Origin of the sequence: Streptomyces sp. NPDC051567 (assembly GCF_044454165.1) — a bacterium.
Taxonomy (GTDB): Bacteria; Actinomycetota; Actinomycetes; order Streptomycetales; family Streptomycetaceae; genus Streptomyces.
Genome location: NZ_JBITDK010000007.1, coordinates 13,345 through 29,684, shown reverse-complemented (window position 1 = coordinate 29,684; position 16,340 = coordinate 13,345). Strand labels below are relative to the sequence as shown.

General features: G+C 73.3%; 16 protein-coding genes. 8 read left to right on the top strand and 8 right to left on the bottom strand.

Features of this window, described 5'->3' with window-relative positions; all coding sequences use genetic code 11:
- Positions 1 to 64: 64 nt before the first annotated feature.
- On the top strand, positions 65 to 949 hold the full coding sequence (locus tag ACIA5F_RS10610; RefSeq protein ID WP_399351374.1) for an alpha/beta fold hydrolase: 885 nt from the start codon (positions 65 to 67) through the stop codon (positions 947 to 949).
- A gap of 50 nt (positions 950 to 999) precedes the next feature.
- Here ACIA5F_RS10610 and ACIA5F_RS10605 read toward each other — a convergent pair whose 3' ends face one another.
- The 3 genes from ACIA5F_RS10605 to ACIA5F_RS10595 all read right to left on the bottom strand — a co-directional run bounded on the left by ACIA5F_RS10605 (position 1,000) and on the right by ACIA5F_RS10595 (position 4,303).
- Positions 1,000 to 1,845: a hypothetical protein gene (locus tag ACIA5F_RS10605; RefSeq protein WP_399351372.1), complete on the bottom strand. Its 846-nt coding sequence runs from the start codon at positions 1,843 to 1,845 to the stop codon at positions 1,000 to 1,002.
- A 71-nt stretch (positions 1,846 to 1,916) separates the two neighbouring features.
- A complete protein-coding gene (locus ACIA5F_RS10600; RefSeq protein ID WP_399351370.1) occupies positions 1,917 to 3,827 on the bottom strand; it encodes a GMC family oxidoreductase in 1,911 nt (636 codons plus the stop codon).
- A complete protein-coding gene (locus tag ACIA5F_RS10595; RefSeq protein ID WP_399351368.1) occupies positions 3,824 to 4,303 on the bottom strand; it encodes a hypothetical protein in 480 nt (159 codons plus the stop codon). Before ACIA5F_RS10595 ends, ACIA5F_RS10600 begins: the two co-directional genes overlap by 4 nt.
- A gap of 493 nt (positions 4,304 to 4,796) precedes the next feature.
- Here ACIA5F_RS10595 and ACIA5F_RS10590 point away from each other — a divergent pair, with 493 nt between their 5' ends.
- Positions 4,797 to 5,855: an FUSC family protein gene (locus tag ACIA5F_RS10590; RefSeq protein ID WP_399351366.1), complete on the top strand. Its 1,059-nt coding sequence runs from the start codon at positions 4,797 to 4,799 to the stop codon at positions 5,853 to 5,855.
- A 36-nt stretch (positions 5,856 to 5,891) separates the two neighbouring features.
- Here ACIA5F_RS10590 and ACIA5F_RS10585 read toward each other — a convergent pair whose 3' ends face one another.
- Both ACIA5F_RS10585 and ACIA5F_RS10580 read right to left on the bottom strand, forming a co-directional pair.
- Positions 5,892 to 6,047 carry a DUF6131 family protein gene (locus ACIA5F_RS10585; RefSeq protein ID WP_399351364.1) on the bottom strand — a complete coding sequence of 52 codons (156 nt, stop codon included), beginning with the start codon at positions 6,045 to 6,047 and terminating at the stop codon, positions 5,892 to 5,894.
- Positions 6,048 to 6,222: 175 nt separating this feature from the next.
- A complete protein-coding gene (locus tag ACIA5F_RS10580; protein ID WP_399351362.1) occupies positions 6,223 to 7,131 on the bottom strand; it encodes an NAD(P)-dependent oxidoreductase in 909 nt (302 codons plus the stop codon).
- Between the two features lie 85 nt (positions 7,132 to 7,216).
- Here ACIA5F_RS10580 and ACIA5F_RS10575 point away from each other — a divergent pair, with 85 nt between their 5' ends.
- Positions 7,217 to 7,624 carry a winged helix-turn-helix transcriptional regulator gene (locus ACIA5F_RS10575; RefSeq protein WP_399351748.1) on the top strand — a complete coding sequence of 136 codons (408 nt, stop codon included), beginning with the start codon at positions 7,217 to 7,219 and terminating at the stop codon, positions 7,622 to 7,624.
- A 113-nt stretch (positions 7,625 to 7,737) separates the two neighbouring features.
- Here the strand turns inward: ACIA5F_RS10575 and ACIA5F_RS10570 are convergent, their stop codons facing one another.
- Positions 7,738 to 8,109 (bottom strand): peptidase inhibitor family I36 protein, encoded by a 372-nt coding sequence (locus tag ACIA5F_RS10570; protein ID WP_399351360.1) that lies wholly within the window; start codon positions 8,107 to 8,109, stop codon positions 7,738 to 7,740.
- Positions 8,110 to 8,652: 543 nt separating this feature from the next.
- Between ACIA5F_RS10570 and ACIA5F_RS10565 the strand changes: the two genes are divergently transcribed.
- From ACIA5F_RS10565 to ACIA5F_RS10550, 4 genes are all read left to right on the top strand, one after another.
- A complete protein-coding gene (locus tag ACIA5F_RS10565) occupies positions 8,653 to 9,825 on the top strand; it encodes a hypothetical protein (RefSeq protein WP_399351359.1) in 1,173 nt (390 codons plus the stop codon).
- A gap of 121 nt (positions 9,826 to 9,946) precedes the next feature.
- Positions 9,947 to 11,407, top strand: coding sequence for a cytochrome P450 (locus ACIA5F_RS10560; RefSeq protein ID WP_399351357.1), 1,461 nt, complete (start codon positions 9,947 to 9,949; stop codon positions 11,405 to 11,407).
- Positions 11,404 to 13,203, top strand: coding sequence for a prenyltransferase (locus tag ACIA5F_RS10555; protein ID WP_399351355.1), 1,800 nt, complete (start codon positions 11,404 to 11,406; stop codon positions 13,201 to 13,203). The genes ACIA5F_RS10560 and ACIA5F_RS10555 overlap by 4 nt, the downstream gene beginning before the upstream one ends.
- Before the next feature lie 80 nt (positions 13,204 to 13,283).
- On the top strand, positions 13,284 to 13,883 hold the full coding sequence (locus ACIA5F_RS10550; protein WP_399351353.1) for a choice-of-anchor C family protein: 600 nt from the start codon (positions 13,284 to 13,286) through the stop codon (positions 13,881 to 13,883).
- A 180-nt stretch (positions 13,884 to 14,063) separates the two neighbouring features.
- Here the strand turns inward: ACIA5F_RS10550 and ACIA5F_RS10545 are convergent, their stop codons facing one another.
- Positions 14,064 to 14,234 (bottom strand): hypothetical protein, encoded by a 171-nt coding sequence (locus tag ACIA5F_RS10545; protein WP_399351351.1) that lies wholly within the window; start codon positions 14,232 to 14,234, stop codon positions 14,064 to 14,066.
- 191 nt (positions 14,235 to 14,425) lie between these two features.
- Here ACIA5F_RS10545 and ACIA5F_RS10540 point away from each other — a divergent pair, with 191 nt between their 5' ends.
- On the top strand, positions 14,426 to 15,907 hold the full coding sequence (locus ACIA5F_RS10540; protein ID WP_399351349.1) for an oxygenase MpaB family protein: 1,482 nt from the start codon (positions 14,426 to 14,428) through the stop codon (positions 15,905 to 15,907).
- 63 nt (positions 15,908 to 15,970) lie between these two features.
- On the opposite strand, the gene ACIA5F_RS10535 is transcribed toward ACIA5F_RS10540, so the two are convergent.
- Positions 15,971 to 16,294, bottom strand: a complete 324-nt coding sequence (locus tag ACIA5F_RS10535; protein WP_399351347.1) for a putative quinol monooxygenase — start codon at positions 16,292 to 16,294, stop codon at positions 15,971 to 15,973.
- Between the last annotated feature and the right edge of the window lie 46 nt (positions 16,295 to 16,340).

Genomic DNA, 16,340 nt, shown 5'->3' with positions numbered 1-16,340 from the left:
GCCACCGGTCTTCCCTTCCGAGAGCGTGAACGCATCCGATGGCGCGAAATCCGAGGAGACAGTCATGACCGAACCCGTGACCCACACACTGGACGCGGCCGGTGCCACCCTCCGGTACGACGTCCGGGCCGGCCTGCCGAACGGCGGGGCCGCCCGGCCGTCCGCCCTCCTCCTGATCGGGTCACCGATGGACGCCGGCGGGTTCGTCACGCTGGCCTCGTACTTCGGCGACCGGACCGTCCTCACCTACGACCCGCGCGGAGTGGGCCGCAGCGTCCGCACGGACGGCGCGGCCGAGTCGGTGCCCGAGGAGCACGCCGACGACGTGCGGCGGGTGATCGAGGCGGCCGGGGCGGGCCCCGTGGACGTGTTCGCCAGCAGCGGTGGCGCCGTCAACGCGCTCGCCCTGGTCACCCACCACCCGGAACACGTACGGACACTCGTCGCGCACGAGCCCCCGGCCGCCCAGGTCCTGCCCGACCGCGAGGCGGTACTGGCGGCCTGCGCGGACATCCACGCGACCTACCTGCGCGACGGCAGGGGCCCCGCGATGGCGAAGTTCATCACGGTGGCCGCCCGCAAGGGCCCCTTCCCGGCCGACTGGGCCGACGGGCCCGCACCCGACCCCGCCGCCTTCGGGCTCCCCGTCCAGGACGACGGATCGCGCGACGACCCCCTGCTCGGGCAGAACATCCGCGGCTGCACCGGCTACCGGCCCGACTTCGCCGCGCTGCGCGCCGCCCCGGTACGCATCGTCGTGGCGGCGGGCAAGGAGTCGGAGGGCGAGTTCCCCGCCCGCGCGGCGGCGGCGATCGCCGCCGCGCTCCACACCGCACCGGCCGTCTTCCCCAGCCACCACGGCGGCTTCCTCGGCGGCGAGTTCGGCCAGCACGGAGAACCCGCCGCGTTCGCGCAGACCCTCCGCGAGATACTGCACACCGCCCCCTGACCCCTCCCACCGCACCGCCGGGCCGTGGCGCGGGACCCGGCGGAGCGGGTTCACGCCAGGTAGTAGGGGCGGTGATGGGCCGCGACCGGGGGCGACTGGAAGGTCCAGGCGCCCGCCGCGGGCGTGTCACCGATCAGGCGGACGAGATCCCGGCCGACCTCGCCGCCCCCGTCGTGGACGGTCAGGCGCGCCCGGCCCCGGGCACCCGGCCCGGCCAGGTCGAACCAGCGGTAGGGATGGTGGACGTTCATCGGTCCGGCCAGGGTCCTGCCGCCCGGTTCGGTCCCGTAGCCGGTGACGGGGGTGCTGTCGGCGGTGGCGAAGGGCAGCCCGTCCAGATCGGCGGCGAGGGAGAACAACGCGTCCCCGCGCCGGCGGACACCACCGTCCGGGGCGAGGTCGGCCGCGTGGCAGTCGATGTCCCAGACGTCCCCGGCGGGACCGTTGGGCGAGGGCACGGAGACCTGGAAGCAGCCCGGGTACTTCGGCTCCGCGTACAGGGCGCGCCCGGCGTCGATGGCCAGGGGGTTGTCGCACAGGACGTGGACGCGGGCGATGCCGAGCAGCTTCGTCTGGTCGTAGCCCTGGGCGTACTGCGCGTAGCTCACCTGCGGCAGCCGGTCCGCAGCCGCCGCCGGGTGCGCGACGATGTTGACCTCGATCTCCTGGGTGATGCCCCCGCCGGACGGGTACTGGGCGAAGTACAGCTGGTAGTTGAGCGAGACCAGGGCCCGGCCGTCGAACTCCGCCGCGGTCAGCGCCGGATGATGCTCGGCCAGCACCGCGCGCACCGGCTCCGGATCGACCAGATGGTCCAGCCCTATGGTGTGCAGGGCCCCGTAGTGGAACGGCAGTTGGTAGGGCGCGGCGACGGGCGGCAGGGGAAGGGGGCTCACGGACGGCTCCAGAAGATCGGGGGCACAGGGGCACAGGGGCACAGGGGGACGGGATTCGGGGTCCGGGGTTCTCAGGGATCTCGGAGTTTCTGGGAGGTGGAGAGCGTGGCGGGGCGGTCGCGTTCCGCCAGGTCGGCCTCGATCCGCTCGCAGCTGCGCAGGGTGAGCGCGGCCATGGTCAGGGTCGGGTTGGAGGTGGCGACCGACGGCATGCTGCCGCAGCCCACCGCGTACAGGCCGCGGTGGTCCCAGCAGCGCTGCCACTGGTCGACGACCGAGGTGTGCGGCGAGCCGCCCATGATGTGCGTGCCGGCGCCGTGCCCGGCCCCCCGGTACCCGTAGGTCCGTCCGTCGTGCACGAAACGGCCGGGCCAGGCCGTAGCCGAGGAGAAGTCGGTGCGGTCCTCGGCCCCCAGCAGCGCGAAGATCTGGTCGGAGACCGCTTTGGCGGCGGCGATCCCGTCCTTGACGTGGCCGGACAGCCCGTACGTCACGACCGGCCGCGGCAGACCCAGCGCGTCGCGCCGGGACGGGTCGAGGGTGACCCGGTTGGACGGGTCCGCGCCCTGCTCCATCTCGAACTGCAAGGTGAACTGCCGCCCGACCCGGTCCGCCACCGCCCGGCGCAGCTCCCCGCCCCGCAGCCCGCGCCCGTCCGTGCCGTACAGCAGCTCGGCGACATCGGTGTCGACGGGGCCCTTGGCCCACCCCCAGCCCCAGTTGCCGATCTCGATACGGAACGGGGCGCGCAGCCGGCGGGCCGGACCGGCCCGGAACCCCTCGAAGCCCGAGGTCGAACCCGGCCCCCGGTACGGGCCGACCTGCTCGGGCATGAGCCCCCAGGTCAGCAGCACCGGATGGTCCATCAGGTTGCGGCCGACCTGTCCGCTGCGGTCCGCCAGGCCGGACATGAGCAGCAGCCGGGCGTTCTCGATCGCGTGCGCGGCCAGCACCACGACATCGGCGCTCACCGTGTGGACGGTCACCGCCCCCGCGTCCGGCGCCCCCGCGCCAGGCCGCCCCGTACCGGACCGCCCCGGGCCGTCCGGCGGACAGGACAGGTACTCGACGCCGGTGGCCCGGCCGCCCGCGTCCACGAGCACCCGGCTGACCACGGCCCGGTCCACCAGGGTCACCGAGGAACCCCAGCGCGCCTGCGTCTTCAAGGAGGTGTACTTGGCGTGCGCCGGGCAGTGGGGGACGCACAGCGCGTGGCCCGCGCAACGACTGCCCGCGTCGGGCTTCCCGTACGCGCCGACGGGAACGTATCCGGCCCCGCCGCCGTACCCGGGGTGGGGCACACCGTTGCGCGCGTGCGGAGTGCCCACCACCCGCAGCTCCACCGGGCCGCCACCGGCCGGGTCCTCGGCCCGGAGCCCGTCCACCCGCTCCGCGACGGCCCGGTCCAGACGGCTCGCGGGAAGGGCGCGCATCGGGAAGACATACCCCTCGGGGAAGGGCAGACCCAGGTGGGCGCGCTGCTCCTCCACATCGGCGGACACCCCCAACTCGTACTCGGCGGCCCGGTAGTACGGTTCCAGCTCCGCGTAGGACAGCGGCCAGCTGCGCCCGTAGCCGAACGCCTCGGTGTCGAAGTCCTCGGGCAGCATCCTCGGCGTCAGCCCGGTCCAGACGGTGCCGGTGCCGCCGTTGACCCGGACGTACCCGCTGGCGTAGGGGAGTTCACCGTCCTGGACGAGGTACCCGTCCGCGCGGTAGCCGCCGCCCTCCCGCCCGCTCAGGTCGTTCACCTCCGGCCAGGGGGCGCCGCCGTGGCCGGGGGAAGAGGCTCCGGGCACCTTCACGGACGCGGTGAGGTACCTCTCCAGGGCCTCGCGGTGTCCCCGCTCGGGGTCGCTCTCGCGGACCCCGGCCTCCAGCACCAGGACCCGGCGGCCACGGTCACCCAGGTGCCGGGCGACGAGCGACCCGGCGATCCCGCCGCCGACCACGATCACGTCGTACCGCTGCGAGACCTTCACCGGCCCGCCTCCCCGCGTCCGGTGGTGAGGGACGCGGGCCCGGCGGTGGGGGACGCGGCGGTGGGCGACGCGGGGGGCCCGGACCAGCTTCCGAAACCGGCGGAGACCGTCCCGGGGGCGGGCACACCGGCCGCGCGCCACACCAGCCCGGCCGCGTAGGCGGCGGACGACACGACGAAGGGTGCACCGCCCCGCAGCCCCGGCCAGCTCCCGGTGTACCAGAGGTGGATCACCGCCCTGACCATCTCCTCTGCCTCCTGCGTCTCCGCGCCGGGCGCTTCGGGTGCGGCGGCGAGCCGCGCGTAGCCGTCGGCGCCGATCCGGTCCAGGACGACGGCCAGGTACTCCCGGGCCACGCCGAGGGCGTGCAACTCGGCGCCCGTGAAACCGGTCAGCCCGGCGGAAAGCGCGACGAAGTCGTCCAGGGCGCTGTCCCCCCGCCCGGTTCCCGCTCCGTCGCCCGGTACCGCGTGCACGACGCCTCCTTCGACTTCGACCTGTGCCGTCGGACCACAAGGTCACGAACTGCCCTGCCACCCCCGACCGCGCACCATGATCAACACTGCCCCGGCGCGACACCTCCCATGCCCCGGAATCAGGGGTGGCTCGTTCTCGCCCCTACGGACCGCAGCCGCGCTGCGCGAGCCGGGCGGGCCCCGGGCACGAGCCGGGCGCCACTTCTCGCAACACGCCCTGGCTCCGGACGGGTTCCGGGCTGGCTCCGGACGGGCTTCAGACGGGTTTGGGCGGAGGCTCTGGACGGGGCTTCGGGCAGGCTCTGCGCGGCCTCGGGCAGGCTCCCCTTCGGCCCGGAACTCCGGACGCCCGTCCGGATTCCGGCCACCGACGGCTCCCCGCGGCCCGGTCCACCCGGGACTCGCACGCCCCCGCCGGGCGTGGTTCGGTGCCTGCGCGGCCGGATCGGTGCACGGTGTGAGCCTGTGCCGGTTCGCTCTGAGGGAGTCCGCAATGGCCGATGCCGACCGTGGTCCGGGGCCCGGCGCCGCCCGTGACCCGGCGCCCGGGGCCGCGCCCCCCGCCCGGGACGGGGCGGCGGCCCCCCAGCGCCCCGCGGTGGCGTGGTCGTGGCCGGCGTGCGCGCTGGGCGTGGTGTACGCGCTGCCGGCGGGGGTGGTCTCCCTGCACGATCCGGGCCGGTGCATGGCCCTGGCGATCGGCGTGCTCCCCGCGGCCGTGCTCGGACTCCCGGCCGCCCGCCGCACCCGCCTGGTCATTCCCGTCCTGGGCCTGGCGGTGGGCGTCTCCCTGCTCGTCGGTTCCGCGCTGGCCCACTTCACCTGGGTGGCCGTGCCGGGCATGTTCGTCCTGGCCGTGGGGGCGGCCCTGCTGGCCGCCCGTCGCCGCCTGGGCATCCTGGCGATGACCCTGTGCCTGCCCCTGGCCGGGGCGGGCCTGAGCTTCGGGCGGGTGGCGGACGCCCTGGAAACCGCGGTGCTGATCTTCGCCGGCTCCCTCTACGCCTGCCTGGTCTGCCTGGCCTGGCCCGGGCGGTCCGGAGCCCCCTCGCCCGGCGGCCCCTCACCCCTCCCGCCCGGCGACGGCCGGGCCGCGCTCGACTACGGGCTGCGCCTGGGCGCCGCGGGGGCCACCGCGACCGCGGTGGGCCTGGCGTGGGCGCCGACGCACCCGGGCTGGCCGGTGATCACCGCGCTGATGGTGATGCGCCCCCGCGCCGACATGCAGCGCCTGCGGAGCATCGGCCGGGTGGGGGCGGTCCTGGCAGGTGTGTGCGCGACCGTCGCCCTGCTGTACACCGCGCCGCCGGGGTGGGCGTACGGGGTCACCGCGCTGGTGGTGACCGCCCTGACGACCGCCACACAGGGCAGCCGCTGGTACATCCTGCCCGCGTTCCCGACGGTGCTGATCCTGCTGCTCCTCCTCCAGTCCGAACCGGGCCAGGAGAGCGGCCGGGTCGCCGAACGCATCGGCGCGACCGTGGTCGGCGTCGCCCTGGCCTACGTCTTCGGAAGGCTCCTGCCGAGCCCGCTGGGCCGGCGGCCGCGCTGACCTCTTCGGCCCGCGCGGCTCCGCCCGTCGCCGTCGTCACCAGTAGTGCCGACGACCGCCCACCGCGTGTCCGAGGGACCCGGCGATCCAGAGGACGGCCCCGATGACGACGAGGATGATCCCGATGGTCCACAGAATGCTGATGCTCGCCACCCAGCCGACGATCAGCAGAATGACGCCGAGAACGATCATGATGCCCTCCTGGTCCCGCTCCGGCCCCCACCTCAGGGTAGGCGCCCCGGAACCTATCTGCCTGTCCTCGGGACCGGGGTTCGGGTCCCGGGGTGGGGTCCGGTGAGGGTGTGAGCAGGCGGTGGGGTCCGGGCGGAGGCGCGGCCGGGCGTGGGTGCAGCGGTCTCGCGTCCGGTCAGCGCGGTGCCCGGATGCCGTCGATGATGCGGGTCCAGTTGTCGCTGCCGTGTCCGTCCTGGACCGCGCGCCGGTAGTGGGCCTGCACGGCCAGGGGGAGCGCGAGGCCGAGGCCGAGCGCTGTGCTGGTCTCGACGATGTGGTCGGCCGTCGCACCCATCATGGTGACCGTGCTGAGGTCGCCGGGATGCTCTCCGGCATCGAGCGCGGCGCCGGGGTTGTCTTCACCGGCCCTCAGGATGTCGCCGATCGAGTCGGCGGAGGAGAGCAACTCCGGCAGCACTTCCTCGGCCTTCATCCCCGCGGTACCCAGCATCGCGGTGGCGTGCATCAGGCCGGACAGGGTGGTGAGGAACAGCGCGAGTTGGGCTTGGTACATCATCTGGGCGAGGCCCGGGTCCTCGCCCAGGTACTTCGGTGTCCCGAGCAGGGTCAACGCCGCCAGGTGTCTCTCCATCACCTGGCCGTGGCCGCTGTAGTAGACATGGGCCGCCTCCGTGCCGACCATCGGCGCGGGGACCATGACACCACCGGTGAGGAAGGTGGCGTCGTGGCCCGCCGCCCAGGTTGCCGCCTCGCGCGAGCGGTCGGGAGTGTCGGAGCTCAGGTTGACCAGCGTCCGGCCGGCGAGCGATGCGGTGGCGCTGCCGAGGATGTCGTACATCGCCTGGTAGTCGGTGAGGCTGAGGATCACGAGGCCACTCGCTTCGACGGCCTCGCCGGGTGTCGCCGCGAGCGTCGCTCCGTCGGTGACGACGCCGTCGGCCCGGCCGGCGGTGCGGTTCCAGACGGTGACCGGGTGGCCGGCGGCGAGGAGGGTACGGGTCATCGCCCGGCCCATCGGGCCGAGTCCGATCACGGTGACAGGGCTGTCTTGCCTGGTGGTGTGGTTCTGGTGTGCGTTCACCCCTCCATGCTCGGAGAACCCCACTACTCTCGGAAGTACCCACTATTTACTGCGGTACTTACCCTTTAGTAAGGGGGGATGAGTGATGGTCAAGGTGCCGAGAACCGGGCCTTACATCTGTGGCATCGACGCCGCGCTCGACGTGGTGAGCGGCAAGTGGAAGGGCCTCATCCTCTGGGAACTCGACGCCCATCGCGTACGCCGCTTCTCCGAGCTCCGTCGCGGTCTGCCGGGAGTGAGCGAGAAGATGCTGACGCAGCACCTGCGGGAGATGGAGGAGGACGGCCTCGTGCACCGGGAGGTGTACGCCGAGGTGCCGCCGAGGGTGGAGTACTCCCTGACCGAGCACGGGCGCACGCTCAACCAAGCGCTCGGGCCGCTCACCGCCTGGGGGGCCGAGCGGGTGCGTCGCGAAGGCTCCGGCGTGACGGGCGTCGCGGACGCGGCAGACGTGGCAGACGTGGCGAACGCGGCCGAGGTCTCGCACGGATAGGTCCTGCCGACCTGCGCGAGCACCTGGCGGTGGACGACGACACCGAGCGCGTCGTCGTGCTCATGCTGCTCATGGTGCTCGCGCGGTCGTTGCTCCTCGCCCGCGCTCCCGTCCTACTGGGGGCGGAAGGAGCGGATCTGGTAGTTGCCTTGAAGGTTGCCCTCCTGGCCGCTCGGGGTGGAGCCGACGCGGGCGTTGTAGTTGGTCCGGGTGTAGTACTGCACCCGGTGCCCGGTGTTGTTCCGGACGGAGAGCACGTTCTTCCCGTCCCGGATGAAGGAACAGTCGTCGGCGGTGTTCGCCTTGCTGTTCTGCGACCACTGACAGCGGATGCCCTCGCCGTTCCAGCCGCTGTAGATGCAGAAGTATCCGGGCGAACAGCTGAAGGCCGCCGCGCTGCCGGGGGCCGCGGTCGCGGCGGGTACCGCGCCCAGGGCTGCGGCCAGGGCAGTTGCCGCGATGGCAAATGAACGAATCCGACGCATGGCAGGATCTCCTCTTCCTCGTCGGCGGCGTGGAGCAGCCAAGCCGCCATGGACAGCCTGAGTAACTCGGGCAGCGGGGTGAGCCGCCGAGCAGGTCAACGAGGTGTGCCTGATCGGGCAACGAGGACAGGAGGCAGATCCGCCCGGATGGTCGCAGCGGTCCGCCCGCAGCGGCGCGGGCGGTCCCCCTTGGCTCTGCTCTCCCCGGCTCCCCGGCTCCCCGCCTCACGGCCTCCCGGTGGGGAGTCCCTCTGAGCCCTTCTGAGCCCGTCCTGCCTTCCACGTCCTTCATGAACCTTTCGCACCGCTGAGGTTGAGGCCGTCTTGTGTCGCGCAAGCTCAGCGTCTATCAATTCGGTGTCGGGTGGGACAGCCGGGTGTTCCGGCGCGATGGTGCCTGTGGGTACCGGGCCGGAGGGCCGGAGGAGTGCTTGTGCACCACAGTCGTGACGCCGTACCCCGCCGGGGCGGAAGAGGGGTTCCGTCCCCGCGCGGCCGGGTCCTGGCGGGTACGGCTCCGACCGTGCGGCGAGGGGTGCTCGCGTGAGCCCGGCACAGGGACCGCCGACGGGTGATCCGTCGGCCGGTGATCCGTCGGCCGGTGACTCGGTGGCCGGCGTGGTGGAGGCCCATGCCGCCGCGGCGCTGCACCGGTGGGACATGGTGCGGGACGAGGAAGTACGGGGGCGTCTCGTGCGCACCGGGATCGGGGCGAGCGTCGTCCGCTGCTTCCCCGCGGCCGACCTCGACGGCCAGCGGGTCGTCGCCGAGACCTTCATGTGGTTCACGGCCTTCGACGACCTCCACGAGAGCGGGGACGGGAACAAGGGGGAGAACGGCGACGGGACCGGTCCGGCTCCCGGGGCCGTGGACACGGCCGTGGTGATCGCCCGCCTCGTCGGCATCCTGGAATCCGGCGGACCGGGTGAGCCGGGGGGACCGGGTGGACTGGTGGGGCGGGGTGGGCCGTGCGGGCCTGTCGGGCCCGGTGGCGCGCGCGGGACCGTGGACGACGCGACGGTCGCCGCCTTCGCCTCGGTCACCGCGACGCTGCGGCCCCGTCTCAGCCCGGCACAGTTCGGCCGGCTGGCGGACGCGGTACGCGGGTACTTCCTCGCCGTGCTGTGGGAGCGGTCGGCCCGGGAGGTCACCGCCGCCGACTACCTGACCATGCGGCGCCACCTGAGCTTCGCCCGGATGCTCCCGCCCCTCGTCGAATGGGCGACCGGCCAGGAACTCGCCGACGCGTTCCACCGGGGCCCGGTGACGGACCATCTGCTGAAACGATTCTGTGATGTCGTCCTGCTCTTCAACGACATCGTCTCCTTCCCCTGGGAACAGGCACACGGACCGGACACAGGTGAACTGTCCAACCTGATCACGATCACCGCACGCCGGGACGGATGCCCGGTCGAGGACGCCGCCGACCGGGTGCGGGCGATGCTCGACGAGGCATGCGCCGCCTACCGCGCGCTCCGCGACTCCCTCGCCCGCTCGGCCCCGTGGTCCCGCACCTACCTGCGCGGCCTGGACGACTTCCTCGACGGGCTCCTCTCGGACCACCTGCCCGGCCGGTACGGAACCGCGACGACCGGAACCGAGCCCGCGACCGGGACCGGGACCGTGACCGAGCCCGCGACCGGGACCGGAACCGCGACCGGCGCCAGGGCCGGAACCGCGACCGGAAGCACAGCCACGACCGCTTCCCGTATCTGAACGCGTCCGAACACGTCCGAACACGTCCGAACATGTCTGACACGCGTCCGAACGTGTCCGAACGTGTCGCCGGGTGCCGGGCCCGGTACCCGGATTCATCCAACGGCGAGAGGTGGCAGGCATGGAGAGCACGAAGAACGGGGTGCCCCAAGCACCCGGTGGGGTGCCGGTCCTGGGGCACATGGCGGCGTTCCTGCGCGCGCCGCTGGCGTTCCTGCGGGAACTGCCCGCACACGGCGACCTGGTCGAGATCCGGCTCGCCGGCCACCGGATGGTCGTGGTGTGCGATCCGGAGCTGACCCGGACGATGCTGGTACGGGACCGGGTCTTCGACAAAGGAGGCCCGATGTACGACCGCCTGCGCGAGGCCGGCGGACACGGCGTGGCCAGTTGCCCCAGCGTCGAGCACCGCCGACAGCGACGGCTCGTCCAGCCGGCCTTCCACCACTCCAGACTCCCCGGCTACGCACGGATCATGACCGCGTGCGTGGAGGAGGTCGTCGGGGGCTGGCGCGACGGCCGGCGGGTGGACCTCATGGTGGAGATACGGAAGATCACCGCGGGTGTGGTCATCTCCGCCGTCTTCGGCACGGGCCTGGACCCCGCCGTCCGGGCCCACCTCGCCGCCGACTTCAACGTCCTCATGTCCGGTCTCGGACGGCGGACCCTGATGCCCTCGTGGCTGTGCGCCCTGCCCACGCCCGGCAACGTGCGCTACCGGCGGGCCACCGGGCGGATCAGGCGGATCATGGCCGAGGTGATCGCCGACCACCGGCGCGGGGGCACCGGTGGGGAACCGAGCCTGCTGTCCCTGCTCATCGACGCCCGCGACCCGGGCAGCGAGGTGGACGCCTTCACCGACGGCGAACTCGTGGACCAGGCCGTGACGATGTACACCGCCGGAACGGAGACGACGGCGAGCGCGGTGTGCTGGGCACTGCACCTGACGGCCCGGCACCCCGAAGCCCAGGAGCGGCTGCGGGCCGAGGCCCGCACCGTACTCGCCGGACGCACCGCGACCTGGGAGGACCTGCCCCGCCTTCCCTACACCCGCCAGGTCTTCGCCGAGGCGCTCCGCATGTACCCGCCGGGCTGGCTCCTCACCCGGGAGACCGCCACCGACACCCGGCTGGGCCGGTACGACCTCCCCGCCGGCACGACCGTCGCGTACAGCCCCTACCTGATCGGCCGCCTGCCCGCCCTCCACCAGGAGCCCGACCGCTTCGACCCCGGCCGCTGGGAGCCGCAGAGCGGCGAGCGGGCACCTCGGGCACCGAAGGCGCCCACGACGGTCTTCGGCGACGGCGCCCGCAAATGCGCCGGCGACGAGTTCGCCCTGGTCGAGGGAGTCCTCCTGCTCGCCTCCCTCGCGAGCCGCCGGCACATCGAACTCCAGCCCGCGGCCCTCCGCCTGCCCCGCCTCCCCGGGCTCGCCCTCAACCCCGGACGCATGCCCGCCACCGTCACCTCGTACGCCGCCCCCCACACCCCGCACGCGACGCAGGCCCCGTACGCCCCATCCGCCCCGGACGAATCCGCCCCGGAAGACAACGGCGCGCACCACCCGGGCCCGTCCCGGTGAGCGCCCCCCTGACCCGGCCCGCGGCCCGCGGACACGTCGCACTGTCCGGCCCCCGGGGCGCGGCGCAGCGGGCCCGATGGGCGGGACACCTGCTGGAACAGGTCGACGCCGACCCGTGGGGGCACATCACCCCCAGCGTGTACGAGACCGCACGCGTGCACGCCCACCACCCCGGCCTCTCCGGCGGCGCGGCCAGACTCGACTGGCTCCTCGACCAGCAGGGACCCGAAGGCCTGTGGGGCCGGGGCTCCACCGCACACCGTCTCCTGCCCACCCTCGGAGCCACCGCCGCGCTCCTCTCCCACCTGTCCCACGGGCTGCCCGGCGAACGGGTCGTCAGGGCCGTCACCGGTGGCCTGGCCGCCCTGCGGGAGATGCCCGCGCAGGGCGCCCCGCCCGACACGGCGGCCGTGGAACTCCTGGTCCCCGGGCTCCTCACCGAGGTCGGCCGGCTCCTGGACACCCTGGCCCCCCGGGGAACCACCGGCCACCCCGCCCTGCGGGCCCTGCACCGGGCCCCCCGCCCCGGCACCGCGTACGGACTTCCCCCGGCCCCGCCCACCGCGCTGGAACACCGGCTCCGGCAGGTTCCCGCGCTACCGGTCAAGTGGAACCACTGCTACGAAGCCCTGGCGGCGGCCTGCCCGCCCGCCCTCGTCCCCCGCCCCGGTCCCGGCCTGCTGGGCGGCTCACCCGCCGCGACCGCCGCATGGCTCGCCGCCGACCTCACTGGTCCCACCGGTCCTACCGGTACCGCACGCCGCACGGCCGTCGCCGCTCTTGAAGCGACCGCACGGCGTTACGGCGGCCTCTTCCCCGAGACCGCGCCCCTGGCCGCCTTCGAACGCCTCTGGATTCTCGCGGCCTTCCTCAAGGCGGGCCTCCTGAGGAGGCCCGACGAGCCTGTGACCAGGCCCGACGAGCCCCCGGCCGGAGCCGAGGCCCTGGCCGGGCGGTGGCTTGAACCGCTCGTCGAGTCCGGCGGCGTCCGCGGCGCACCCGGCCTGGCACCGGACGCGGACGACACCGCCATGGCCCTGTTCGTCGCCGCCGGACTCGGCCTCCCGCACGACCCCGGCCTGCTCACCCCGTTCTGGGCCGGCGACCACTTCGCCTGCTACCTCGGGGAGGACACCGGCTCCATATCGGCCAACGCCCACGCCCTGACGGCCCTCGCCAGCGGCCCGCGCCGCCCTCCGCGCCGCCGGACCAGTACCAGTACCAGTACCAGTAGCAGCGCCCGTACCACTGGTCCCACCGTCACCGCGCTGCGCGCCTGGCTCACCGCACAGCAGAACCCCGACGGCTGCTGGACCGACAAATGGCACGCCTCCCCGCTGTACGCCACCAGCCGCGTCGCCACCGCACTGGCCCGCCACCGCGACCCGGCCGCACACCCGGCCGCACACCCGGCCGCACACCGGGCGCTCCACCGCGCCGCCGCGTGGGCGCTGCGTACGCAGAATCCCGACGGGTCCTGGGGCATCTGGGGCCCCACCGTCGAGGAGACCGTCTACGGAGTGCAGATCCTCCTCGCCGCACCGGCCCCGCACACCGGCCCGGTCACCCGCGCCCACGCCTACCTGACCCGGCACCTCGGTGACGACGTTCCCGTCCACCCGCCCCGCTGGCACGACAAGACCCTCTACAGCCCCACCGCCGTCGTCGAAGCCGAGCTGATCGCGACACTGCACACCCTCGCCCACCGGGGGCTCGTGCCGGACGCTACCGGCTCGTCGGAGCGCCCCCGGCGCATTCATGGACATGCGCCCCGCCCTGCACTTCCGCACGCCTGAGCACAAGCCCTCCCCTCCTTCCTCGCCTGCCGGAACGCTGATCGTGTTGTACGGGAACTCACCCTCTCCAGGAGGCAGACATGGCAGTCTCTCGTTCCTCACTCGTCGCAGCGGTCACGGCAGGGCTTCTCGCGGCCGGTTCGGTCGTGGTCATGGCCACCCCGTCCGCGGCGGCCGTGAGCCGGTTCGACGACGGCAGTTTCGAGTACCCCACCGCTCCGGCGAACGCGTTCACCACGCTCGCCGCCGGGCAGTCGATCGGGCCGTGGAAGGTGGTCTCCGGGTCCGTGGACCTGATCGGCGCCGGGTTCTGGCAGGCGGCCGAGGGCAACCAGTCCGTCGACCTCAACGGCAACCAGACGGGCGCGGTGTCACAGACCTTCTCCACGATCGTGGGGCGGACGTACACGGTCACCTACGCGCTGGCCTCGAACCCGGCGGGCGCACCGACGGTGAAGACCGGCAGGGTCCTGGTCGACGGGCAGAACTTCCAGGACTTCTCCTTCGACTCCACCGGGAAGACGTTCACCGCCATGGGCTACGTGCAGCGGCAGGTGACGTTCGTGGCCAACGCGCCGACGACGACCCTCGGGTTCGTCAGCACCCAGCCCGGCGCCTACGGACCCGTCATCGACGACGTCCGCGTCACCGCCGGCTCCCCATGTTCCTGCACCGGCTGACGGCCCACCCGGCCTGACCACGGTGGCCGGCGAACCCCTCCCGTACGGGGAACACCCCCCGTACGGGAGGGTGAGGGGCGCCGAGCCCGGCGGTCGCCGGTAATCGCCCGGCGGTCGGCCGGTGGTCAGTGGCCGGTCCGGATGCCGCAGGTCCGGAGGCCGTGGTTCCGGGTGTCGTGGTCAGCCGCCCGTGGGGGCGGTGAAGGTCTCGGCGGGGCCGAAGTCGCCGAAGACAACCTTGTCGGCGCTCGGTGTGCCGCGCAGGTCCATGCGCTGTTCGAAGCGGAGGGTGCGGCCCTCGCTGTCGATCCACTGGTCGCCCTTGCGGGCCGACGGCCCGGCGGCGAGCAACTTCCGGACGGGTTCAGGCCGGGCTCCGGGTCGGTTCAGGGCGGGGGCTCCGGACGGGTGAAATCGGGGGTGGGGCCACGTCCTTGCTCTGCTGGGGGCGTTGAGCCGTGTGGATAGCCGCATAATCCCTTTTTCGGTCGTCCTCGGTCATCACCTGGTCATCCCCGTGCCGCGTCTTGAGGAGACACCCCTTGCCCACCACCCGTCATCTGCCCGGCCACCTCCAGGGTCAACTCCCCGGCCCCGATTCCCTGTTGCGCCGCACCCTGGGTGAATGGCGCATCGCCCTGGTGGCCTGGAGGCTGCTGGTGCTACAGAACGCCGACCCTGCGGTCGCCGCCGGAGTGGCCCAGTTCTCCACCTACCGGGCCCACCCCTGGCGGCGGATCGAGCACACCATGGACAGCGGCAAGCGGCTGTTCTTCTCCGACCTCGAAGGGCTGCGGAACGAGATCGCCCGCCTGGAGCGCACCCACCGCCGCATCGGCGGAACCGACGAGCAGGGCAGGCCCTTCACCGCGCTCGACCCCGGTGTGCGGGTGTGGGTGCTGGTCACCCTGTACGACTCCATGACTGCCATGCGGGAACTGTCCGGGCGCCCCATGTCCCCGGACGAACTCCGGCAGCTCTACGGTGAGTTCCTCACCGTCTGCGCGGAGTTCGACCTTCCCCGAGAACTGTTCCCGGCCACGGCCCAGGACGTACCCGCCTACCTGGACCGCACCATTCGCGAGCGGCTCGAATACAGCGACGCCGTGCACCACCTGCTGCACGAGATGCTCCGCCAGGCACCCGCGCCCCGCCGCCTCGGGCGGTTGAAGCCCGTCTGGCCGCTGCTGCGCGCCGTCGCCGCCCACGTCCTGCGCGCGCTGACGATCGCCGACCTGCCCCCGGCCTTCCGCGACCGCTTCGGCCTGCGCCGCACCCGTCGCGCGGCCCTGCTGTCCTTCGTCCTGCACCGCGGCGCGCGGGTGCTGATGAACCTGCTGCCCGAGGGGTGGCGCTACCGCACCCCGCTGGACGGTGTCCCCGCGCCGCGGTCGCACCCGGCCCGCGCCGGGAGCCCGTACGGGCCGGACGCCCGCCGCCGGGTCCCGGTCCCCGGGCCGCGTCGGCGCGGGACGGCCGGGACCGGTGACGGCCGCCCGGAGCGCCTGCGGACGTTCTTCCGCCAGGTTCTGGACCAGACCGGTGACGGCCGCATCGGCGCCGCGGACCTCCAGGCCATGGCGCACAACGTGTGCTGGCCCCTGGAACTCGCCCCCGAGCGCGAAGCGCAGGTCTACGCGGCCTTCGACACCTGGTGGCAGCAGCTGCGCGCCGCCATGGACGCCGACCACGACGGAGCCGTGACCTGCGAGGAGTTCGTCACCGCCATGCTCGCCGGTACCGGCCGCGACCCCGACTACCTCGAACGCGGACTGCACGTCGCCGTGCGCGCCGTCTTCCACGCCGTGGACGCCGACGGCAGCGGACACCTGTGCGCCGACGAGTACCGCGCCGTCTTCGGCGGCTCCCGGGTCCACCCCGCCGAACTCAACCACGGCTTCCGCCAGCTCGACACCGACGGGGACGGCCGCATCACCGAGGACGAGTTCGTCCAGGCGTTCACCGACTACTTCACCGCCCGCACCGACACCACGGCCGGCGGCCAGCTCCTCGGCCGCCCGTAACGGGGCGTAGCGGCACAACGACACAACGGCGTAGCGGCGGCGGGGCCGGGGCGGGGCCGGGGGTCAGTCGATCTGGAGTTCGCCCATCCGGCTCCAGCCGTCGGCGCCCTCGATGCTGGTGCTGACGATCTCGGGCGTACGGGTGACCAGGGGGCGCATGGTCTCCAGGGCGGCGCGGAAGTGGTCGGAGGTGACGTGCGCTTCCGCCGCGTCGTCCTGGAACGCCTCGACCAGGACGTAGGTGTCCGGCTCCTCCAGGCTGCGGGACCACTCGAACCACAGGTTGCCGGCCTCGGCGCGGGTGCCGCGGGTGAAGTCCGCGACCTTCTCGGGCCACTGCTCGACGTACTCGGGCTTGACGGGGAATTTCACCACAATAAAGATCATTCGATCATTGTAGGCACAGGCGTTCCAGGTCGGCGCAGGTGTTCCG